The organism is Acinetobacter sp. YH01011 (assembly GCF_013420785.1).
Classification (GTDB): domain Bacteria; phylum Pseudomonadota; class Gammaproteobacteria; order Pseudomonadales; family Moraxellaceae; genus Acinetobacter; species Acinetobacter towneri.
This window is the reverse complement of record NZ_VOYG01000001.1, coordinates 229,489-251,955: the sequence shown is the minus strand read 5'-3', so window position 1 is coordinate 251,955 and position 22,467 is coordinate 229,489. Positions and strand designations below refer to the sequence as shown.

Here is a 22,467-nt window from a genome sequence, read left to right as displayed (position 1 = left end):
ATTGTTATATCCTAAAAATAAAGACTTATGCGTTCCAATAACGAACATAAGCTTGCGTATCCAACTCAGCGCGTGCAGGAATGGCTTTAGCCGCTGTTCCCACATAAATAATGCCTGAAATTAAATCATATGCATTTAAGTTTAAAGCTTGTTTCAGCAAGTTCGACTCAACGACTGCCCCACTACGCCACATACTTGCAAAGCCCTGCGCCTGCAAAGACAGTAAAAAGTTCTGTACCGCAGCGCCTGTACTTAAAGTCTGCTCAAAACGTGGCACTTTTGGATGATCCTGAAATTGCGTTAACGCCAACACTAAAAGTGGCGCACGAAATGGATGCTGTTTCACTCGCTCCAACTGAACCGCATCGGTTTCGCCCATGTCTGCCAAGGCTTGAGAAAGTAACTCACCAAATGCTGCACGTTGCTCGGCAGTAATCACCACAAAGCGCGTAGGTTTTAAACGATGATGATCTGGCGCGGTTAAAGCTGCCTGAAAAGCCATTTCTAGCTGCTCAGTATTTGGTGCAGGTTCAACTAACTGCCCCGTAGACTGACGTTGATGAATATTTTGATGAACGATTTCTACCGCTGTATCCGTCATTGACTTATATAACTATTTCAAAAAGCTCGGTTAAGATTAGCATAAACTCAAAAAATTGCGCTATTTCCGTATGCTTATTTGCAAGATTCTGATTAGGGTCTATATGTCTGCACTTTTAAGATGAACCTGCTCAGCACATCTAAACAATGATGCTTTGACGCATTCATCTATAGTTTAAGAGCATGAAAATACATTATGGATTGGGTTTGATGTGTATAAATGAATGACGAATTATCAACACAGCCTATACAGTGTCTACATCTAAAACCATCCAAATTATGTTCAACTAGATCAAATTGTTATTTTCAATCTCTACACATTTGAATTGAAATATCATCAACAAACAATACGCGCTACAGCGTTTTAGCCCCGAGGTAGATATGAAAAAAATAGTCGCCTTTTCTAGCCTTGCCGTTTTTGCACTTTTAACCGCATGTGCCACCACGCCAAATAATTCTCTTGCCATTCAAAAAGAAAACAACCTATATGAAGTCACAGGTTTAGGTAAAAGTAATATTATTGCCAAAAATAATGCAATTACAGCTGCCAATAAAACCTGTGGTACTCGTGCCGCTCCAGTCTTGGTTGATGAAAAAACATCTTATAACGGCGCACTCAAAGGTGTAGTCGATGAGCAAACGGGACAAATGATTCAGGCGGCAGCAACTGTTTTAGGTACAATTGCGGGACGTAATACTGATATTGCCCGTGATGATGATTATCAAACTGTGCTGACCTTTAGATGTCAGGCAAAGTAAATTATTACAGCACGACATAAGAAGCAAATACAAAAAAGTCGCTCCACTGAGAGCGACTTTTAAACTAAGAACAGCAGGATTTAAACTAAAAAATAGCTTAAATGAGTAATTAGCAATAACCATCTAAACGTGTTAATGGCAATTTTTGACCAATGGCTTTTTCAATTTCTGGTAAATAGAACGCATCATCTTCCGACAAGAAGCTAATACTCACACCACGTGTACCTGCACGACCTGTACGACCAATACGGTGCACATAATCATCTGACTGTTCAGGCAAAGTGAAATTCACCACATGCGAAACACCATCGACATGAATACCACGCCCTGCAACGTCTGTTGCAATCATGATGTTATGTTTGCCATTTTTAAACTGATCCAGCATTTTTAAGCGTTTGTCTTGGGCAATTTCACCTGACAACATCACCACTTTATAGCCATCACGCTTTAAATGATCATAAAGCTTACGCACCTGATCACGCCGATTGGCAAAAATCATGACTTTTTCAATCGGCTCATCACGTAAAATTTCTTCAAGCAATTTGTATTTATCGGTTTTGGCAACCATATATACCCGTTGCTCAACATCGGCATTGGTTTTCTTTTCAGGTTCAATTTCGACTGTAACAGGTTCAAATAACCACTGTTGAGCCAAGTTCAACACATCATAACTAAAAGTTGCCGAGAACATTAACGTCTGACGCTGTTCCTTACGCGGTGAATAACGCACAATACGTTTTACCGATGGAATAAAGCCCATATCCAGCAAGCGGTCTGCTTCATCAATCACTAAAAACTCAATCTGATCTAGCCAAACTTCTTTTTGTTCTACAAAATCAATCAAGCGCCCTGGTGTCGCAACAATAATATCGACAAAGTTTTTATTGAGTTGTGACTTTTGCTTATCAAAATCTACACCACCCAACAAAGTCACCACATTTAAGTCGGTAAATTTGGTTAAGTCTTTTGCATCACTTTCGATTTGCAAAGCCAATTCACGCGTAGGCGCTAAAACCAATGCACGTGGTTCACCACGATAACGCTGCCCTTGAATTGGGTTATTCAATAAATCGTTGATGACACTAATTAAAAAGGCAGCAGTTTTTCCTGTACCTGTTTGCGCACGACCAATGGCATCATGTCCAGCCAAAGTAAATTTTAAAACCTTTTGCTGAATTGGCGTCATTTCCTTGAAACCCAAAGCATCAATAGCCTGTTTCAATTGCGGATGTAAATTTAAGGTTTCAAAACCAGATGACATAAATATGTGCTCGAACTTATACAGACAAAAAACTGACCTATTATAAACAGAAATACAAATAAAAAACGCCCCAATCAGGATTGGAGCGTTTTTTTAGAATAATCGAGTGATTAGTCTAGTGGCTGTACTTCTTCAGCTTGGAAGCCTTTTTGGCCTTTTACTACGCTGAATTCAACACGTTGGCCGTCACGAAGTGAACGGTGGCCGTCACCTTGGATCGCACGGAAGTGAACGAATACATCGTCGCCGCCATTGCGTTGGATAAAGCCAAAGCCTTTAGTGTCGTTGAACCATTTAACTACGCCTTGTTCACGAGCTGTCATAAGTTAATCCTCATTGATTAAAAAGAAGGACCACCCGGTGTTGCAAACAGCAGAGCAAACAAAGTTTAAAAATATTTTTATTTCTAAGCTTGTAATCATTCTGTATAACTATTAACAAAATCCCGGTTACATCCATTTGTAATAGGGCGACAAACAACGATTGTCTATCTAAAATCCTAAATACGCATCGAGCTTAACACGGCTTTATGACAATTAATAGATTTTTTTTGATTTATCTTGTTCAGTTTGAAACGAGTTGAACAAATAGAAAATTTTTATTTCTGTTAAGTGACTTAGCACAATTTTGATCTATAAATTTTATTGCAAATATCTCACAAAATAAGCCAATTCTCTTGCCCTTATGCGCAGTAAGCCGCGCAATGAATAGCCCCGATGCTTCAGATGAAATTTATTTGGGATTTGTGAGCGAATTTGCTAGTATGATCATTCTGTTTTTTAAGGCGAATTTTTACTTCAATGCTGTGTGATGCTGAACAACCTATCATAGTGATTGATGCCATGGGACAACCTTGTCCTATGCCTTTATTGATGCTAAAACGTGCCCTTAAACAATCAGATTCTGCACGGTTTTTATTGAAGTCATCTGATCCGCATAGCCAGCAAGATGTGGCGCGTTATTGTCAGTTACATCAATATAGCTGTGAAGCAAGTCAGATTTCGGCAACAGAGTTTCATTATGTGATTGATGTTGCCAAGCCAAAATCATCGCAATAAGTGCATCTATTTGATTGTTCATTTGTTTTAATGACTTAATATTCGCCGCTTATTGCTATAAAGATTTACATATCTACACCAATTTTACTTATTTAAGTAGAATATTGGCATTAAGATAAAGACATCGGTTATTTTACCTACCTAATCCTATAAGGAGATCTCATGAGTGACAGCAGCAATCAGTTGATGCCCCTGTCATTATCTGCACCAGGGGTAAACCTCGGGGCTTATATTAGTACTGTTAACCAAATTCCTATTTTAACGGCTGAACAAGAAAAAGAGTTAGCCGAGCGTTATTATTACGATCAAGATTTAGACGCGGCCAAAATGTTGGTCATGTCGCATTTACGTTTTGTGGTGCATATTGCACGAAGTTATGCGGGCTATGGTTTACCGCAGGGCGATTTAATTCAGGAAGGCAACTTGGGCTTAATGAAAGCCGTGAAACGCTTTGACCCGAATATGGGCGTGCGTTTGGTGTCATTTGCCGTGCACTGGATTAAAGCTGAAATTCACGAATATGTGATTCGTAACTGGCGTATTGTTAAAATTGCCACCACCAAGGCGCAGCGTAAATTGTTCTTTAATTTGCGTAGCCTCAAAAAATCTAGCAAAAAACTGACGCTTGAAGAAGCACAATCTATTGCCAATGACTTAAATGTAACTGCAGAACAAGTCTTGGAAATGGAAGGTCGTTTAACCGCTTATGACGCAGCTTTTGAAGCACAGGGCGATGATGACGATGAAGGTTCAACTTATGTTGCACCTGCATTGTATTTGGAAGATAACCGTTACGACCCTGCACGTTTAGTCGAAAACGAAGACTACGAAGAACAAAGCACTTCTGCTCTGCATGAAGCTATGGAGCAGTTGGATGATCGTTCACGTAATATTTTGCAGCGTCGCTGGTTAGATGATGATAAATCGACCCTGCATGAATTGGCAGCAGAATATAATGTTTCAGCAGAACGTATTCGTCAGCTCGAAAAAAATGCCATGGAAAAAATTAAAGTGGCAATGTCATCAAACTAAACTGACATTCTCCAAATTGATGCAGACACATCGAAAAATAAAATTGGGCAAACTGCCCTTTTTTATTGTCTTTAATTGGTACAGCTACATACAGGCAGGCAAATCTCAGATTTTCCCGCCCCTAAAAATGTGCTAAGGTTAAGCGCAAAATTAAATAGGTCAATTTGCGTATGTGGATTGCAATTTCTGCCCTGAATTTAGCTATAGCAGTCATGCTCGGTGCATTTGGTGCACATGGCTTAAAGGCCCGTGCAACTGAAGCGCAATTGCTTTGGTGGCAAACTGCAACAGATTATTTTTTCTATCATGCCCTTGGACTTTTAGCATTGGGCATATTGGCCAAAGTAATTCCACAACTTCCTATTAAAGCCAGTTTTATTCTGATTCAACTGGGTATTTTATTTTTCTGCGGTTCACTGTATATCATGGCATTGGATTTAGCCCGTGGCTTGGGCATGATTACCCCAATTGATGGAGCACTCATGATTGCAGGCTGGCTAAGCTTAGCGTGGCAAGCCATGAAATATGCCAAATAAAGCTCAATTATATTTTGTAATTTTGAAGATGGATTCTCGGTCATGCAAATTTATCTGAATGGCGAAGCACAACAGACCACTCACACGACCCTGTTACAACTGATTCAGGCATTAGATTTAGAAGGCAAACGTTTTGCTGTGGAGCAAAACGAAAAAATTATTGCCAAAAGCAAACTTGCCGAAACCCCTATTTGCGATCAAGACCGCATTGAAATTATTCATGCCGTTGGTGGCGGCTAAACTCGGAGCACCCATGCAAGATACCTTTAAAATCGGTTCACGTACCTTTAATTCACGTTTATTGGTGGGTACGGGCAAATACAAAGATTTAACCGAAACAGATTTGGCGATTCAAGCCAGTGGCGCAGAAATTGTTACGGTTGCCATTCGTCGTGTAAACATTGGGCAACATCCAGATCAGCCAAACTTACTTTCCGTAATTCCACCAGAAAAATACACCATTTTGCCAAATACAGCAGGCTGTTTTGATGCCAACAGTGCCGTGCGCACCTGCATGTTGGCGCGTGAATTGCTAGATGGTCACAACCTCGTCAAACTAGAAGTTTTGGGCGATGAAAAAACCCTCTACCCAAATATCACCGAAACTTTAAAAGCTGCGCGCACGCTAATTGACGATGGTTTTGAGATCATGGTCTACACTTCCGATGACCCGATTGTGGCGCAAGAATTGGAAAGTATGGGCTGCGTGGCAATTATGCCATTAGGTAGTTTAATTGGTTCAGGCTTAGGTATTCTTAACCCGCATACCATTTCGATTATTAAAGAAAATGCCAAAGTACCTGTATTGGTAGATGCAGGTGTGGGTACTGCCAGTGATGCTGCGATTGCAATGGAATTAGGTTGCGATGGTGTGCTGATGAATACTGCAATTGCAGCAGCACAAAACCCAGTGCTAATGGCATCTGCGATGCGTAAAGCAGTAGAAGCAGGACGTGAAGCTTATTTGGCAGGACGTATGCCACGTAAGCGTATGGCGAATGCCAGCTCACCTGAAACGGGTTATTTCTTTAAATAATCATTAGGGTCTTTTCCAAGTCCGACAACTCAAATAAAAAGACGTTAAGTGTTAACTCAACGTCTTTTTTATTATCTGATTCTGGCAAGTAAAAGCCGATTAAGGAATCAAGCCTTCATCACGCATAGCAATTTGTACCGACTGACGCGCAGCAACTTTATTACGGATTTCAACCACATGGCTATACGGAGTTAAATCATGCTCAATATAGTTTGACCAATTAGTGATAACAAACAAATACGCATCGGCTGGACCAAAGTTATCATCCACCAAATATTCATGGTCTGATGATGCAATCGCTTGATCAATATAAGTCAACAAGCGATCAATTTCTGCATAGGCTTTTTCTTTGGCTTCTGCATCTAAAGGCGCGCCAAAAAATACTGAGTAAGCGTCATGTAATTCAGAGTTTAAATAACCCAACCATTCCAATACTTTAGCACGACCTAAACCAGATGGCGGAATTAAATCCTGTTTAGGGTCTTGCTGCGCTAAAAATGGCAATAGCGCTACGTTTTCCGTCAAAATTAAACCTGGGTTAATTTCTAAAGCAGGTACATAACCTTTAGGGTTAATTTCATAATAATCGGCACCCTTTTCTGTTTTATGGGTTTTTAAATCTACACGCTCAATATCAAAATCGACATTCACTTCATTTAAAATAATATGTGCTGCCAAAGAGCATGCGCCAGGTGAATAATAAAGCTTCATATTTGATCCTTGTTATATAACTATCTCTGTTGTAAATCGCTTGTCACAAACTTGCAAGTGATTGAACCTATAAATTGCAAAAAAGCGTAAATGTCTTAAAAAGCCCTTACGCTTTGACTATCCTGCAAAAGACAGGCTTTTTCAAGTCTGTTTTGCCTGCTTTTTTATCTCTAGATGTTTTAACATACAGCCCTTTAAAGTTTCATGAAATTGAGATTGTGATTAGCCTGAAAAAAGAAGAATGGTTTTCCAATATCCGCACCGATGTTTTGGCAGGTTTAGTGGTGGGTTTGGCATTAATTCCTGAATCAATTGCCTTTTCGGCTATAGCAGGCGTCGATCCGCAAGTCGGCTTATATGCATCGTTCTGTATTGCGGTCACGATTTCTTTTTTTGGTGGGCGTACTGCCATGATTTCTGCCGCGACAGGCGCTATGGCATTACTGATGATTACCCTCGTCAAAGAACATGGTTTGCAATATTTATTGGCTGCAACAGTACTCACAGGGCTGATTCAGGTTGTGGCAGGTTATTTTAAAGTTGCCAAACTGATGCGTTTTGTTTCGCAATCGGTGGTTTATGGCTTTGTAAATGCTTTGGCGATTTTAATTTTTGTGGCGCAACTGCCTGAATTATCGAAAATGGATGGCTTAGGCTATTTATTTGTAGGATTAGGTTTAGCGGTAGTCTATCTGTTTCCATACATTCCTAAAATTGGTAAAAGCATTCCCTCGCCTTTGGTCTGCATTATTGTGCTGAGTGTGGTTGCTTTATTACTTGGTGCAGATATGCGTACCGTAAGCGATTTGGGACAATTTCCCGACACGCTGCCTATTTTTCTAGTGCCTGACATTCCACTGAATTTTGAAACTTTATTTATTATTTTTCCTTATGCCATGACCTTAGCCACAGTCGGTTTACTCGAAACCATGATGACCACTACGATTGTCAATGAAGCCACAGGCACAGAAGCAGATCGGCATCAGGAATGTCGTGGTCAGGGTTATGCCAATATTGTTAGTGGCTTTATGGGCGGTATGGCAGGCTGTGCCATGATTGGGCAATCTATTATCAACGTCAGTTCTGGGGCGCGTACACGGCTATCTACACTTACAGCAGGCGTATTTTTGCTGTGCTTGGTGGTTTTTCTCAAAGATTGGTTGGCATATATTCCTATAGCAGCCTTGGTTGCGATTATGATTATGGTGTCATTCACGACTTTTAACTGGGATTCCATCCGTAATTTTAAAAAGCATCCGAAACAAAGCAATATAGTCATGTTAGCTGTGGTGATTGTGGTGTTAGCTACCCATAACCTTGCTTTGGGTGTTTTTGTTGGCGTACTGCTTTCTGCTTTATTTTTGGTGAATAAACTGGAAAGTGAAGTTAAAGTCAGTTCGTTTTTATTGGGCGAACATACCCGCCAATATGTGATTTCAGGGCAAATTTTCTTTAGCAGTTCAGAAAAGTTTTATCAGTTTTTTGATTTTTCAGAAGATATTAGCAATGTCACCATCGACTTAACGCATGCGCATATTTGGGATATTACCTCTGTAAATATGCTGAATAGCGTGGTGAACAAATTTAAAGCCCAACAAATTAAAGTGCATATTATTGGATTGAATGAGGCCAGTCATACCTTAATTGATCAATACAGTACCCATTCGTAATTATTGTATTAAAATACCGTTGATGATGTTAAATGCTGAATCTTAATGATTCGGCATTTTTTATGCTCAAAAGATGCAGATGTATCGCAATCTTGCACGGCGCTGCGAAAAAGAGCGAAAAAATTTGACTTCAATGGCTCAGGACTTAAAATACCGCATTCGAATTTATTAGATTTGCCAAAATTATGTCGAACGATCAATTAGACCAGCACGTTGTCGAGCTGGACAACCTCAACGAGCATCGTGAAATTGTAACGTTCATGCGCCGTTCTTCACCATTGAATACGTCACAACGTAGCGCCTTGGAACAATACGGCGACTTAATTTTGGAATATCCTGTTGGCGATTTACGTCAACATTTTGAACACCCTGAACGCCCGCTTACAGTAGAAATTGGTTTTGGGATGGGGCGTTCTTTGGTACTTATGGCGCAGGCCAATCCTGAACGTAACTTTGTCGGGATTGAAGTCCATATTCCAGGGATTGCACAGTGCGTTTATGAAGCAGGTACAGCAGGTTTAAGCAACTTACGTGTCTTAGATGCCGATGCAATTCAAGTACTGCGTGAAATGCCAGACAATAGCATTGATACGGTGCAGTTATATTTCCCAGACCCATGGCAGAAAAAACGTCACTTCAAACGCCGTTTTGTTGCTCATGAACGCATGGAATTGGTAGAGCAAAAATTAGTGTTAGGTGGTACGTTCCATGCAGCAACCGACTGGGAACCGTATGCAGAATGGATGCTGGATGTATTGGACAACCGTCCACGTTTAGAAAACTTGGCGGGTAAAGGCAATAGCTACCCTCGTCCTGAATGGCGTCCACAAACTAAGTTTGAACGTCGCGGAATTGAAGCAGGTCATAAGATTAATGATTTTATCTTCAAGAAAATTAACTAATTTCTGCTAGAAAAGAATGCTTCCACTGGGAAGCATTTTTTATGTGAACTCGTTTTATCTCATCAAATGGCTAAGATTGATGCCGCTTTAAAATCTGTTGACTCATCATCGCATAAACTTTGGCAAGTTCATGTTGCTGCCCTACTGCCAATAAGTCCTGATGCATTTTTAAAATATTGTGATCGCCCCGCATGGCAGGCCCTGTTTGCATTTGACGCGGATCATTTTGGGTTGCTTTATGCGCAGTTTCCAAAATAAGAGGATACAGCAGACTGAAATCTACTTTCTGAGCATCGACCACTTGCTTGGCCATGTCATAACAATAATTACTAAAATTACAGGCAAATACCGCAGCCAAATGCAAACTCAAACGCTGTGCTGAAGTATAGGCATAAACCCTTTTGCTTAGGCTATTTGCCAAAGTCATTAAAAGCTGCTGATCTTCAGCAAATGCAGCTTCTATAAATAAAGGCGTTTCTGACCAATCAATTTCACGCTCTAAACTAAAGGTTTGCAAGGGATAAAATACCCCTGAACGCGCATGATGCTGTTGCAATACATCTAATTTAGTACTGCCTGAGGTATGCACAATCAACACATGATTTAAATCACGATGAACTTCCTGAATCACCTGTGCAATGCCCTGATCACTCACTGCAATAATCACTAAATCTAGATCTGAATGAAATTGTTCTACTTCTGCAATTGCTTCTGCGCCAACCTGTGCAGCCAACTGCTGTGCCTTGTCCAGACTGCGGCTATAAATTTGCACAATTTGATGCTGTGCGTTTAAAACATGAGCCAAATGATGTGCAACGCGCCCTGCACCAATCAAACTAATTCGCATAATATTTTCAGATAAAATAAGATGAAATAATCTGCACACAGCATGCCAATAAAAAAAGGACGAAGCAATTCGTCCTGATGTTTTTTGTTTGATATTGAATAGATTTAGAATTGACGCAAAGTTAAAATCTGCTCACTACGTCCAAATGGCCCTTGAGTATCATGCAAAACTGCACTCGTTAAGCCAATACCATCTTCACCATATTGTTGTGTTACTTCCAAGCCTAGCCATTCGCCTTGCGGTAAACGGTGTAAATGCATTTGCAAATCTAAATTTGGAAAACCCCAACCCGCATTCGGGTCTAAACGTGGCACTACGCCATTGGCGGTATCCACCATCCCCAATAAACGCACAAAACTAGATGTGCTTTGATTTTCAACCATATCCAATTGGTTTCTTAACCAAACGATGCCCTTACCTGCACGACGATCTAAATGCGCACGGGTTTCAATGCTTTGAATATAGCCGCCCGGCCAACAACGCATGCCATCCCAATCGGGCAAATATTCAGGGTTTTCTATCGGTAAATCTTCCAATCCTGCAATTGCGCGTGTATCTGAGGTTTTCATTTTCCATGCACGCGCCACAATACAGGTTTTTCCTTCAGCACACATTTCCGCTTCAATCAGCTCAATGGTTTTACCCGGTCGAATCATACGGGTGGTGATACTAAATTCACCAAAGGCAATTAAGCCAAAAATATCTAAACCGACCCGACCAATTCGCATATCATCACGCGGCATAAATTGCTCAAGTTCTGCACACAAAATACCCGTTGCAGGTGCCATGTGTTGTTCATGCGGATTCCACGCGCCTTGTGCATGAATGTTGCAACGATAGTGCGCAGTACAGCCACCATCGGCATGTTGTTCACGTTTGAGTAAAGTGTAATATGCTGACATTTTTTCTCTTTCCCTGATCTAACTTTTCTTGTGCGGATACTTTTACTACAAAGATTACTGACTAAATAATGTTATTGATCAACTATTTCTCTGCAAAAAAACCATAATAATTCATAAGTTGACAATATGTTTTACACTGACGAAAACCCACTTGAGTAAGCAATGCTGCCTGCGCATCTGCCATAATTAAATGAAAATCATCGGCCAGTCGTGCAAGCATTTTTTCCGCTTGAGTCGTAGTTAAACCACAATCCAAAGCCAAATTCTGCATCCAGCGCAGTTCTATATTTTCAGTCTGCTGCATCAGATCATAGCTTAATAAAATCGCTGTAGGTTTTAATGTTTGGTAAATATCTTGAAAAAATAATGTTTTTTCTGCGACTGGCACAAAATGCGCCACCAAAATCGCCAATGCCGCATCAAACTGCAAATTTTCAACCTGCGCTTGTTGGGCAAATTGGTGGGTATCTGCCTGTATAAAACGTACTCGCTCATGCCCTGCCACAGACTGAATGTTTTTTTCTGCCTGCTGTAACATGCTTAAAGATGGGTCGATGGCCGTAAATTGCCACTGTGGATGTTGCTGCAGTAAATACTGCAACTCATAGCCTGTGCCACACCCCACCACTAAAACTTGTGCTGTTTCGGGCAAATGACTACTTAAAATTGCATTGATGTGTTGATGTACCAATTCATATCCGGGAATGAGTTTCCGAATATGACTGTCATAGCCTGCAACCACAGTTGCACTGTGAAAATCTTTTGCCATATCACATGATTCTTCTTTAATTTACTGACATTAAATATCTGAGTCTTTTTCAAGATCTGCTTAAGCCACAGCCATTGCATCTACCGACAATTCCGAAACGGTTGGCTTGGCACGTTCAGGCACTAAGCCTAATTTTTGGAACAATTGTTTGTCTTTGCCTTCGCCTGCGTTTGGTGTGGTCAAAAGCTTTTCACCTGAGAATAACGAGTTCGCACCTGCCATAAATGCCAACGCCTGATCTGAATCGGATAACGATTCACGCCCTGCAGATAAACGAATATAGCTGTTTGGCATGATAATACGTGCAACTGCAATGGTACGAATCCACTCAATCACATCCAGTTTTTCTACTTCAGCCAGTGGTGTGCCTTTAATCGGTACTAACATATTGATCGGCACAGATTCAGGATGTAACGGTAAAGTCGCTAATTCATGTAATAAACCAATACGGTCTTGGGTATCTTCACCTAAACCGACAATACCGCCACTACATACTTTCATACCTGTTTGACGCACAATATCCAAAGTGTTTAAGCGATCATCAAAACAGCGGGTACTAATCACATTAGGATAATACTCACGCGATGTGTCTAGGTTATGGTTGTAATAATCTAAGCCTGCATCTTTTAAGCGTTCTGCCTGCGATTGGTTTAACATCCCTAAAGTCATGCAAGTTTCTAAGCCCAGAGCTTTGACTTCACGCACCATTTCCAGAACATAGGGCATATCGCGTTCATGCGGATTACGCCAAGCAGCGCCCATACAAAAACGTGAAGAACCTGATGCTAAAGCTTCTTTGGCTTCCTGAATGACTTTATCAACTGCAATACGTTTTTCAGCTTCAAGCTGTGAATCATAATGCGCAGATTGCGAGCAATATTTGCAGTCCTCAGGGCATTTGCCTGTTTTAATAGACAATAAGGTACTGACTTGTACGGTATTGGCAGCAAAATGTTGGCGATGCACACGCTGTGCTTCAAAGACTAAATCCAGAAAAGGTTGTTCATATAACTGCTGAATTTCTTCTCGAGTCCAATCATTGCGTACGGTCATTATTTTCATCCTTGATTATCACGCATCATGCTTAAACTTGTGCCATCTTTTATTAAGCCAAGCATGCGATATATTTTTAGTGTGATTATTCCTGTATAGAGTATCCCTTTATCTCTGCGTGAGAAATAAAGGGTGTGTGCTGACAAAATTAAAAGGTCGATCTTGCAGCAGTAAATAGCTGAAATAATGCCTTAAGCAATTTCCTTTAAATTTAATTCTTCACGCATAAATTCACGTAATTTAAATTTCTGTGCCTTGCCTGAAGCGGTCATTGGAAATTCACTAAAGAAGCGCACATAACGTGGGACTTTATTGTGTGAAATGTGTTCTGCACAGTATTGGCGAATTACCTCTTCGGTACATTCATGGTGTTCATGCAAAATAATACAGGCACATAGTTCTTCACCATAACGATGATCTGGCACGCCAATTACTTGCACATCGCAGACCGCATCGTGAGTATATAAGAAATCTTCAATTTCTTTCGGGAACAGGTTTTCACCGCCACGAATCACCACATCTTTAATGCGACCTTTGATTTTTACAAAGCCTTCATCATCCATTTCTGCAATGTCGCCTGTGTGCATCCAACGTGCAACATCAATGACTTCTTGGGTTTTGTCATGTTCATCCCAGTAACCCAGCATGACTGAATAACCACGCACACACAATTCTCCTAACTGTCCGCGCGGCACGACTTTGCCTTCTTCATCGACAATTTTTACTTCCAGATGTGGATGTACACGCCCCACCGTACTGACTCGACGTTCCACCGAATCTTCAGTCGAACTTTGTGCGCTCACAGGCGCTGTTTCGGTCATGCCATAACAAATGGTGATTTGCGCCATGTGCATACGGTCGATGACGCGTTGCATAATTTCTTGCGGACACGGACTGCCTGCCATGATGCCTGTACGCAAGCTAGATAAATCAAATTCATCAAACTGTTCATGCTCTAAAATGGCAATAAACATGGTCGGTACGCCGTAAGCAGCTGTACATTTTTCTTGCTGAATGGCTTTTAAGGTATCGAGCGGGTTAAACACTGCCGATGGATAGACCATGGTTGAACCATGTGTGATACAAGCTAAATTGCCCATCACCATACCAAAGCAGTGAAACAGCGGCACGGAAATACAAACACGGTCTTGTGGACTTAAATGAATTGCTTCTCCTACAAAGTAACCATTATTTAAAATGTTGTTGTGGGTCAGCATAGTGCCTTTCGGATTGCCCGTCGTGCCTGAGGTAAATTGAATATTAATGGTTTCATCGAACTGCAACTCACTAGCAATGTGTTGCAGTTTTTTCAGCATGTGTGTGGTTGGAGCTGTCAATAAATCCTGAAAACGATGCATTCCTGTATGTGCTTGATCATCAATTTTAATCACATGCTTTAAATGCGGTAAACGCTTGGCGTTGAGGACTTTATTGTCTGCCTGACACAGCTCTGGGGCAATTTTCGTTAAGATGTCCTGATAGTTGGTACTTTTAAACTGCGATGCAATTACCAAACCTTTACAGGAAACTTTGTTGAGCACAAATTCCAGTTCATTGCTTTTATAGGCTGGGTTTAAATTCACCAAAATCACCCCTGCCTTAAAGGCTGCGAATTGAGTGATCGTCCATTCCACACAATTCGGAGACCAAATGGCAAGGCGGTCACCTTTTTTAAAACCGAGTTTTAATAAACTACAGGCAAAGGCATTGACCTGTTGCTGCAGTTGCTTATAGGTCAGACGCACATTTTGATGCACGCTTACCAAAGCATCCTGATCTGCATATTGCTGGCAAGCCTGATCAAACTTTTCACCAATGGTCATGCCTAACAAAGGCTGATTACTGGTGCCATAGGCATAACTTAACCGTACTTGTGTCATTGAATCGATCTCCTTGATTCTTTGTAATTCTGTTTTCCATTATGACGACGATTACTTTTTGCCTGTTTTGTGCGTTGTTTTTACTACCCTCCCTGCTGTTTTCGCACTGCATTTACACAAAAGTCGGCAATTTGTTTGACAAAGTAATCTTTATAATTTTGATCAAACATCACATTGCGAGACGGGTTTAAAGGTTCAATCACTACAAAGGTCATGGAGCCAACCACACCTAAAGCAGCAGTGTTCAAATCTTCAAAATCAAACTCACCATTGACTTTTCCTTCAGCCAAAATTTCCTTGATGCTCTGTTTGATCAGTTGTTTACTGCGAAAACGCTCATGTTCCATTTCTGGGTCTACAGGCTCGAACATTAACGAATACGCCAATTGAGGGCTGTTCATCGCACGCTTCACAAAAGTGGTGACAGATTTTTGCAATTTTTGTTTTGCACTTAAATCTGACTTCGCAATGTGGTCCAAAATTTCGACCTCACGACGAATCGCATCCGATAAAACTTCAATCAAAATCTGACTTTTATTTTCAAAGTAGCGATACACCAAACCTGTAGATACGCCTGCGCGTTCTGCAATGGCTTGGATAGACGCTTCTTTAAAGCCCCCATGAGCAATAAGTTCACGAGCAGAATCTAAAATCGCCATGCGATTTTGTTCCATACGTTCCTGCATCAATGATGATCTTTTATAACTCATATCTTATTCTCAACCAGATAAAATGAATTGTAAATCATTTTGTGAATTTTAGTTCACTTTTTTAAATTTTCGATGTATGTTAGAACCTAAGCACAACAACAATGCTTGTTTTAGGAACAACAAATATAACCACAGGATGGATGAACACATGATTTTACAAAGCTTAGACTTCGGCTTAGATGAAACCTTAATCGCCCTGCGCGATTCAATCGCTGCTTTTTGTGCAAAGGAAATTGCACCCATTGCTCAACAGGTTGATCGTGATAACGAATTCCCTGCCCAGCTTTGGAAAAAATTTGGCGATATGGGCTTACTTGGCTTAACCGTGAGTGAAGAATACGGCGGCACTAACTTAGGCTATTTAGCTCACATCATTGCCATGCAAGAAATTTCTCGTGCATCAGCATCCATTGGTTTGTCTTACGGTGCTCATTCTAACCTATGTGTGAACCAAATTAAGCGAAATGGGACAGAAGAACAGAAGCAACGCTATTTACCAAAACTGATTTCAGGCGATTACGTCGGCGCTTTGGCAATGTCTGAACCAAATGCAGGCTCAGACGTGGTTAGCATGAAACTGAAAGCTGAAGATAAAGGCGATCATTACTTGCTCAACGGCTCAAAAATGTGGATTACCAATGGCGGTGATGCCGATGTTTTGGTGGTGTATGCCAAAACTGACTTACAGGCAGGCGCCAAAGGTATGACTGCTTTCTTAATTGAAAAAACCATGTCAGGTTTTAGCCATGGCAGCCATTTAGACAAACTCGGGATGCGCGGCTCAAATACCTATCCATTGTTCTTTGACAATGTTGAAGTACCAAAAGAAAACGTCTTGGGCGGTGTGGGCAATGGTACAAAAGTACTAATGAGTGGACTGGACTATGAACGTGCAGTTTTAAGTGCAGGGCCGCTAGGCATTATGGATGCCTGCATGGATACCGTGATTCCTTATATTCATGAGCGTAAACAGTTTGGTCAGGCATTGGGTGAATTCCAGCTTATGCAAGGCAAAATTGCCGATATGTATTCGACTTGGTTGGCATGTAAAGCACTGGTCTATGCCGTTGGCGCAGAATGTGACAAAGCTGAACACAGCCGTAGTTTACGTAAAGATGCAGCCAGTGCCATTTTATACGCTGCCGAAAAAGCCACATGGATGGCAGGTGAAACCATTCAAACCTTGGGCGGTAATGGCTATATCAATGAGTTCTCTGCAGGACGTTTATGGCGTGATGCCAAACTCTATGAAATTGGTGCGGGTACTTCAGAAATTCGCCGTATGTTGATTGGCCGTGAATTGTTTAACGAAACTGCCTAAAAATAAATCACAAGAATAGACAAGGATGTTGGCATGAATCAATTACAGAGCAAAATTAATATTCGCAGCGACGAGTTTAAAAACAACCAAGCTGCGATGCAAAGCCTAGTCGATGACCTCAGAGAAAAAGTCCAAAAAATTGCTTTGGGTGGTGGCGAAACTGCACGCCAAAAACATTTAGACCGTGGCAAATTACTGCCACGTGAACGGATTGACCACCTGATCGATCCGGGTACTGCATTTATTGAAATTGGTCAGTTGGCCGCTTATCAGGTCTATCAGGATGATGTCCCTGCTGCGGGTGTAGTGGCGGGTGTCGGTCAAGTGAATGGCGTGACCTGCATGATCATTGCCAACGATGCCACAGTAAAAGGTGGAACGTACTATCCACTGACTGTGAAAAAGCATTTACGCGCACAGGAAATTGCCGAACAGAATCACCTGACTTGTATTTATTTGGTCGATTCTGGCGGTGCATATTTGCCGCTACAAGATGAAGTCTTTCCAGACCGTGATCATTTCGGACGCATTTTCTATAACCAAGCGCGTATGTCGAGCATGGGCATTGCCCAAATTGCCGTTGTGATGGGAAGTTGTACCGCAGGCGGTGCGTATGTCCCTGCCATGTCAGATGAAACCATCATTGTGCGTAATCAGGGGACAATTTTCTTGGGCGGCCCACCGCTGGTTAAAGCCGCAACAGGTGAAGTGGTTAGCAGCGAAGACTTGGGTGGTGGCGATGTACACACTCGCCTTTCAGGTGTAGCCGATCATTTGGCAGAAAATGATGAACATGCCTTGGCAATTGCCCGCAACATCGTTGCCAATTTAAATAAAAAGCCAAACCCGCAGCCTGAGCATATAGAAGCACCATTATTCGATGCCTCTGAACTGTATGGCATTGTTCCGACTGACGCGCGTAAACCGTTTGATGTACGTGAAGTGATTGCCCGTATTGTCGATGGTTCACGTTTTGATGAATTTAAAGCGCGCTTTGGCACCACATTAATTACAGGTTTTGCCAAACTATATGGTATGCCTGTCGGGATTATTGCCAACAACGGTATTTTATTTTCCGAGTCGGCACAAAAAGGCGCACACTTTATTGAACTATGCACCCAACGCAACATTCCCCTGTTATTTATTCAAAATATCACAGGCTTCATGGTTGGACGCCAATATGAAAATGAAGGCATTGCCAAAAATGGTGCCAAACTGGTGATGGCGGTTGCCACAGCCAATGTGCCTAAACTGACTTTGGTGATTGGCGGTTCTTTTGGTGCAGGTAACTACGGGATGTGTGGTCGTGCTTATTCACCACGTTTTATGTGGACATGGCCAAACTCACGTATTTCAGTGATGGGTGGCGAACAAGCATCGAGCGTATTGTCTACCTTAAAGCGTGATCAGATTGAAGCCAAAGGTGGTAGCTGGTCTGCAGAAGAAGAAGATCAGTTCAAACAGCCAATTCGTGAACAATACGAACGTCAGGGTCATCCATATTATGCGTCTGCACGCTTATGGGATGATGGTGTGATTGATCCAGCACAGTCGCGTGAAGTTTTGGCATTAAGTTTAGCCGCTGCCCTCAATGCACCCATCCAACCGACCAAATTTGGCGTGTTCCGCATGTAAGAGGTGACAAAATGGATTATCAGTTTTTACAGCTCGAACAGAACAACCAAGTGGCTACGGTTTGGATTAATCGTGCGGAATTGCATAACGCTTTCAATACAGAGGTGATTGAAGAATTACACGCCTGCTTTCAGACACTGAATAGCCGTGATGATATTCGAGTGGTGATTTTGGCAGGACGCGGCAAAAGCTTTTCTGCAGGTGCAGATTTGAACTGGATGAAACAGGCAGGTCAAGCTTCTACAGCAGAAAATCAAGCCGATGCCCTAAAACTGGCAAAAATGCTGCAAAGTTTAGCGACGTTAAAACAACCGACTATTGCCCGTGTGCATGGTATTGCCTTTGGTGGTGGTATGGGTTTGGCAGCTGCCTGTGATATTTGCGTTGCCAGCACCGATGCCAAGTTTGCGACCTCTGAAGTACGTTTAGGTTTAGCACCATCTACCATTAGCCCTTACGTCATTCGTGCGATTGGCGCACGTCAGGCATCACGTTACTTTTTAACGGCAGAGCGTATTTCTGCAGAACAGGCACAGCAAATTGGTTTAGCGCATGAAGTCACTTCAGCCGAAGACTTAGACAGCAAAATTGATGAAATTGTGCAAGCCTTATTGCTTGGTGGCCCAGAAGCGCAACATGCTTCTAAACAACTGATTCAGATGGTTAATCATCAAGTTTTGACCGAAGATTTACTCCAACAAACTGCACAGCATATTGCACATGTTCGCCAAGGAACTGAGGCGAAAAATGGCTTAAATGCTTTTTTAAATAAACAAAGCCCGGCTTGGATCAAGACCACGGCAGAATAAAAGAAGGATCGCACGATGTTTGAAAAGATTTTAATTGCCAACCGTGGTGAAATTGCCTGCCGTGTAATTCGTACCGCAAAAAAACTTGGGATTGCGACTGTCGCGGTGTATTCAGATGCCGATGCGCAATCACAACACGTTAAACTGGCAGACGAAGCCATTTATATTGGTGAATCGCCTGCGGCACAAAGTTATTTGCAAGTTGAACGTATTATTCAGGCAGCCAAAAGCACAGGTGCACAAGCGATTCACCCGGGTTATGGTTTCTTATCTGAAAATGACCAATTCGCACTTGCCTGTAAAGACAACAATATTGTTTTTATTGGCCCGCCAGTTGAAGCCATTTTGGCGATGGGTCTAAAAGCAACCTCTAAAGCCTTGATGGAAAAAGCAGGTGTGCCACTAACTCCGGGCTACCACGGCAGCAATCAAGATGCGGCATTTTTAAAGCAACAAGCCGACAGCATTGGTTATCCTGTGCTCATTAAAGCCAGTGCAGGCGGTGGCGGTAAAGGCATGCGTTTAGTAGAACGCAGTGAAGACTTTCTCAGCTCACTCGCTTCATGTAAAAGTGAAGCACGTTCTAGCTTTGGTAATGAAGATGTGCTGATTGAACGCTATGTGATTCAACCACGTCATATTGAAGTACAGGTTTTTGGCGATACTCACGGCAACTACGTGCATTTGTTTGAACGTGATTGCTCGGTACAACGTCGCCACCAAAAAGTGCTTGAAGAAGCACCTGCACCAAAAATGCCAGAAGATAAACTCGAAACTATGCGCCAAGCCGCAATTGATGCCGCACGTGCTGTAAATTACGTGGGCGCAGGTACGGTAGAGTTTATTGTCGAGCAAGACGGTACTGCTTATTTCATGGAAATGAATACCCGCTTGCAGGTCGAACACCCCGTCACAGAAATGATTACAGGGCAAGACTTGGTTGAGTGGCAATTGCGAGTTGCTTTTGGTGAGCCATTGCCAAAACAGCAACATGAATTGCAAATTCATGGTCATGCCCTTGAAGCGCGTGTGTATGCCGAAGAACCAGAAAAAGGCTTTATTCCTGCCATTGGTCAAATCAGCTATCTGCATTATCCAGAGCAAAATGATGCCGTACGTGTCGATAGCGGGATTGTCGAAGATGATGAAATCAGCACCTACTACGACCCAATGATTGCCAAACTGATTGTTTGGGGTAAAAACCGTGAAGCAGCATTAACGCAAATGCACCATGCTTTAGGTCAGTTCCACGTCGATGGTTTAGGCAACAACATTGCATTCTTGGATCGTTTGGTGCTGTGTGATTCCTTTAAACATGCCAATTTGGATACAGGGCTTATTCAACGTGAGGAAGCATTTTTACTTAACGCAAAACCTGAAGTCGCTACAGAAACTGTCGTTGCAGCTGCGTTAATTGATGTACTTTCTCGTATTCAAAACAACAAAGCGGCAAACAACGCGGTTTGGCAAAAAGACCACTTCTGGCGCTTAAATCAGCAAAGCGCCCACACAGTGCAATTACAGTGCAATGACCAAACACTCAAAATCCAGTTAAAACCATGCACTTCTGGTTTTGAGGCTCACTACAATGGGCAAACGCTGAGCGTTCAAGGCGAGCTTTTGGATGCACATCGTCTACAGGTTTGTATCAATGGTCAGCAACAAAAAATAGCATTTAACCAACATGCGCAAGGCATCACCCTGTTCCAAAACGGTCAGCGTCATGTGTTTAGCTATGTACAAGCAAACTTTAACAGCGATGATCAACAAGACAATGCCAACAATCTGACTGCACCAATGCCGGGTGTAATCACCCAAGTTTTGGTGGCAGCCAATGCCCGTGTGAAAAAAGATGATGTACTGATGACACTGGAAGCCATGAAAATTGAATATTCAATTCGTGCGCCTTTCGATGGCATTGTGGCAAGTTCGTACTTCCAAGCGGGCGATCAGGTCAAAGCAGGCGATGAACTGGTTGAATTTGAAGCCTTGACGGAGGAAGTTGCATGACTGAATTTGTCAAAATTGTAGAGGTTGGCCCACGAGATGGTCTGCAAAATGAGAAAACGCCACTCACTTTGGCAGACCGTAAAAACCTGATTTTGGATTTAATGCAAACAGGTTTAAGCAGCATTGAGGTCGGTTCTTGCGTATCGGCCAAATGGGTACCGCAAATGGCAGACAGCGATGTGCTGTTTGCCAGCCTGCCACAAAACCCAAACATTCAATTCAGTTTACTGACCCCAAACTCAAAAGGTTTTGAGTCGGCTTTGGCGGTGGGTTGCAAAGAAGTTGCCGTGTTTACCGCCGCTTCTGAAAGCTTTACCCGAAAAAATATCAACTGTTCAATTGAAGAAAGTTTGGAAAAATTTAGCGATGTCATGCGTCAAGCCAAAGCGCACAACATTCGCGTGCGTGGTTATGTATCTTGTATGGTGGACTGTCCTTATGAAGGCGCAATTGACCCGAAACAAGTCGCAAAAGTCACACAGCAATTATTGGACATGGGCTGCTATGAAGTGTCTTTGGGTGAAACCATTGGTACAGCAACCCCTGACCGTGTGCAAAAAGTCTGGGATGCATGTTTGGCAGAGGTCGATGCCAAAGTTTTAGCAGGTCATTTTCACAATACTTACGGCATGGCGATTGCCAATATTTATCAATCGCTCTTACAAGGCATTCGTGTATTTGATTCATCCATTGCTGGTTTGGGTGGCTGTCCGTATGCCAAAGGTGCATCGGGCAATGTGTCTACCGAAGACTTGTACTATTTACTGTCCAAGATGGGTTTTGAAACAGGTGTGCGGTTAGAGCCGCTGATGCAAGCCAGTCGCAACATCAGCAATATCTTACAGCGTGATAATCCATCTCACTATGCCAATGCCTACTGGCAAAAGGTTTGTGCTTAAAACCCATTTCATCCTCAATAGCATTGGAACATAAGCAATAAGGATGGCAACAACACAACATGGCAAG

At 42.1% G+C, this 22,467-nt stretch carries 23 protein-coding genes; 13 read left to right on the top strand and 10 right to left on the bottom strand.

What is annotated here, in order from left to right:
• Nucleotides 1-25 precede the first annotated feature (25 nt).
• The gene (locus FTT78_RS01230) at nucleotides 26-601 is read right to left on the bottom strand and encodes a nitroreductase family protein (protein WP_180043289.1); all 576 of its coding nucleotides are present in this window, start codon (nucleotides 599-601) and stop codon (nucleotides 26-28) included.
• Nucleotides 602-981: 380 nt separating this feature from the next.
• Here FTT78_RS01230 and FTT78_RS01225 point away from each other — a divergent pair, with 380 nt between their 5' ends.
• The gene (locus tag FTT78_RS01225) at nucleotides 982-1,359 is read left to right on the top strand and encodes a hypothetical protein (protein WP_004971490.1); all 378 of its coding nucleotides are present in this window, start codon (nucleotides 982-984) and stop codon (nucleotides 1,357-1,359) included.
• Nucleotides 1,360-1,468: 109 nt separating this feature from the next.
• Here the strand turns inward: FTT78_RS01225 and rhlB are convergent, their stop codons facing one another.
• Complete coding sequence (gene rhlB, locus FTT78_RS01220; RefSeq protein WP_004971493.1) at nucleotides 1,469-2,620, bottom strand: ATP-dependent RNA helicase RhlB; 1,152 nt, start codon at nucleotides 2,618-2,620, stop codon at nucleotides 1,469-1,471.
• Between the two features lie 110 nt (nucleotides 2,621-2,730).
• Nucleotides 2,731-2,943 carry a cold-shock protein gene (locus tag FTT78_RS01215; protein WP_004648643.1) on the bottom strand — a complete coding sequence of 71 codons (213 nt, stop codon included), beginning with the start codon at nucleotides 2,941-2,943 and terminating at the stop codon, nucleotides 2,731-2,733.
• A gap of 477 nt (nucleotides 2,944-3,420) precedes the next feature.
• On the opposite strand from FTT78_RS01215, the gene FTT78_RS01210 reads away from it, so the two are divergent.
• From FTT78_RS01210 to FTT78_RS01190, 5 genes are all read left to right on the top strand, one after another.
• Nucleotides 3,421-3,678, top strand: a complete 258-nt coding sequence (locus tag FTT78_RS01210) for a sulfurtransferase TusA family protein (RefSeq protein WP_179994075.1) — start codon at nucleotides 3,421-3,423, stop codon at nucleotides 3,676-3,678.
• Nucleotides 3,679-3,840: 162 nt separating this feature from the next.
• Nucleotides 3,841-4,710, top strand: coding sequence for an RNA polymerase sigma factor RpoH (gene rpoH, locus FTT78_RS01205; protein WP_004971496.1), 870 nt, complete (start codon nucleotides 3,841-3,843; stop codon nucleotides 4,708-4,710).
• 170 nt (nucleotides 4,711-4,880) lie between these two features.
• Complete coding sequence (locus FTT78_RS01200; protein ID WP_180043291.1) at nucleotides 4,881-5,246, top strand: DUF423 domain-containing protein; 366 nt, start codon at nucleotides 4,881-4,883, stop codon at nucleotides 5,244-5,246.
• Nucleotides 5,247-5,288: 42 nt separating this feature from the next.
• Nucleotides 5,289-5,486: a sulfur carrier protein ThiS gene (gene thiS / locus FTT78_RS01195; protein WP_004971499.1), complete on the top strand. Its 198-nt coding sequence runs from the start codon at nucleotides 5,289-5,291 to the stop codon at nucleotides 5,484-5,486.
• 13 nt (nucleotides 5,487-5,499) lie between these two features.
• Nucleotides 5,500-6,282, top strand: coding sequence for a thiazole synthase (locus FTT78_RS01190; protein ID WP_004971502.1), 783 nt, complete (start codon nucleotides 5,500-5,502; stop codon nucleotides 6,280-6,282).
• 99 nt (nucleotides 6,283-6,381) lie between these two features.
• On the opposite strand, the gene FTT78_RS01185 is transcribed toward FTT78_RS01190, so the two are convergent.
• On the bottom strand, nucleotides 6,382-6,993 hold the full coding sequence (locus tag FTT78_RS01185) for a glutathione binding-like protein (RefSeq protein ID WP_131261343.1): 612 nt from the start codon (nucleotides 6,991-6,993) through the stop codon (nucleotides 6,382-6,384).
• Nucleotides 6,994-7,211: 218 nt separating this feature from the next.
• On the opposite strand from FTT78_RS01185, the gene FTT78_RS01180 reads away from it, so the two are divergent.
• Both FTT78_RS01180 and trmB read left to right on the top strand, forming a co-directional pair.
• Nucleotides 7,212-8,663, top strand: a complete 1,452-nt coding sequence (locus FTT78_RS01180; RefSeq protein ID WP_179989757.1) for a SulP family inorganic anion transporter — start codon at nucleotides 7,212-7,214, stop codon at nucleotides 8,661-8,663.
• A gap of 185 nt (nucleotides 8,664-8,848) precedes the next feature.
• On the top strand, nucleotides 8,849-9,565 hold the full coding sequence (gene trmB, locus FTT78_RS01175; RefSeq protein ID WP_004971514.1) for a tRNA (guanosine(46)-N7)-methyltransferase TrmB: 717 nt from the start codon (nucleotides 8,849-8,851) through the stop codon (nucleotides 9,563-9,565).
• Nucleotides 9,566-9,635: 70 nt separating this feature from the next.
• Here the strand turns inward: trmB and FTT78_RS01170 are convergent, their stop codons facing one another.
• The 6 genes from FTT78_RS01170 to FTT78_RS01145 form a co-directional block, all read right to left on the bottom strand.
• Complete coding sequence (locus FTT78_RS01170) at nucleotides 9,636-10,412, bottom strand: Rossmann-like and DUF2520 domain-containing protein (protein ID WP_180043293.1); 777 nt, start codon at nucleotides 10,410-10,412, stop codon at nucleotides 9,636-9,638.
• A 104-nt stretch (nucleotides 10,413-10,516) separates the two neighbouring features.
• Entirely contained in the window at nucleotides 10,517-11,314 is a 798-nt protein-coding gene (locus tag FTT78_RS01165; RefSeq protein ID WP_104851802.1) for a thioesterase family protein, read from the bottom strand.
• Nucleotides 11,315-11,396: 82 nt separating this feature from the next.
• Nucleotides 11,397-12,083: a class I SAM-dependent methyltransferase gene (locus tag FTT78_RS01160; protein WP_004971520.1), complete on the bottom strand. Its 687-nt coding sequence runs from the start codon at nucleotides 12,081-12,083 to the stop codon at nucleotides 11,397-11,399.
• A gap of 60 nt (nucleotides 12,084-12,143) precedes the next feature.
• A complete protein-coding gene (gene bioB, locus FTT78_RS01155) occupies nucleotides 12,144-13,136 on the bottom strand; it encodes a biotin synthase BioB (RefSeq protein ID WP_131261347.1) in 993 nt (330 codons plus the stop codon).
• Between the two features lie 191 nt (nucleotides 13,137-13,327).
• Nucleotides 13,328-15,016 carry an AMP-binding protein gene (locus FTT78_RS01150; RefSeq protein WP_180043296.1) on the bottom strand — a complete coding sequence of 563 codons (1,689 nt, stop codon included), beginning with the start codon at nucleotides 15,014-15,016 and terminating at the stop codon, nucleotides 13,328-13,330.
• Nucleotides 15,017-15,099: 83 nt separating this feature from the next.
• Nucleotides 15,100-15,726: a TetR/AcrR family transcriptional regulator gene (locus FTT78_RS01145; RefSeq protein WP_004971526.1), complete on the bottom strand. Its 627-nt coding sequence runs from the start codon at nucleotides 15,724-15,726 to the stop codon at nucleotides 15,100-15,102.
• Between the two features lie 148 nt (nucleotides 15,727-15,874).
• On the opposite strand from FTT78_RS01145, the gene FTT78_RS01140 reads away from it, so the two are divergent.
• From FTT78_RS01140 to FTT78_RS01120, 5 genes are read left to right on the top strand one after another with little or no spacing between them, the layout of a single operon-like run.
• The gene (locus FTT78_RS01140) at nucleotides 15,875-17,047 is read left to right on the top strand and encodes an isovaleryl-CoA dehydrogenase (protein WP_004971528.1); all 1,173 of its coding nucleotides are present in this window, start codon (nucleotides 15,875-15,877) and stop codon (nucleotides 17,045-17,047) included.
• Nucleotides 17,048-17,080: 33 nt separating this feature from the next.
• Nucleotides 17,081-18,682, top strand: coding sequence for a carboxyl transferase domain-containing protein (locus FTT78_RS01135; RefSeq protein WP_131261348.1), 1,602 nt, complete (start codon nucleotides 17,081-17,083; stop codon nucleotides 18,680-18,682).
• 11 nt (nucleotides 18,683-18,693) lie between these two features.
• Nucleotides 18,694-19,491: an enoyl-CoA hydratase/isomerase family protein gene (locus tag FTT78_RS01130; protein ID WP_131261349.1), complete on the top strand. Its 798-nt coding sequence runs from the start codon at nucleotides 18,694-18,696 to the stop codon at nucleotides 19,489-19,491.
• A 15-nt stretch (nucleotides 19,492-19,506) separates the two neighbouring features.
• Complete coding sequence (locus FTT78_RS01125; RefSeq protein ID WP_180043298.1) at nucleotides 19,507-21,501, top strand: acetyl/propionyl/methylcrotonyl-CoA carboxylase subunit alpha; 1,995 nt, start codon at nucleotides 19,507-19,509, stop codon at nucleotides 21,499-21,501.
• Nucleotides 21,498-22,400 carry a hydroxymethylglutaryl-CoA lyase gene (locus tag FTT78_RS01120; protein WP_096901054.1) on the top strand — a complete coding sequence of 301 codons (903 nt, stop codon included), beginning with the start codon at nucleotides 21,498-21,500 and terminating at the stop codon, nucleotides 22,398-22,400. The genes FTT78_RS01125 and FTT78_RS01120 overlap by 4 nt, the downstream gene beginning before the upstream one ends.
• Nucleotides 22,401-22,467 lie beyond the last annotated feature (67 nt).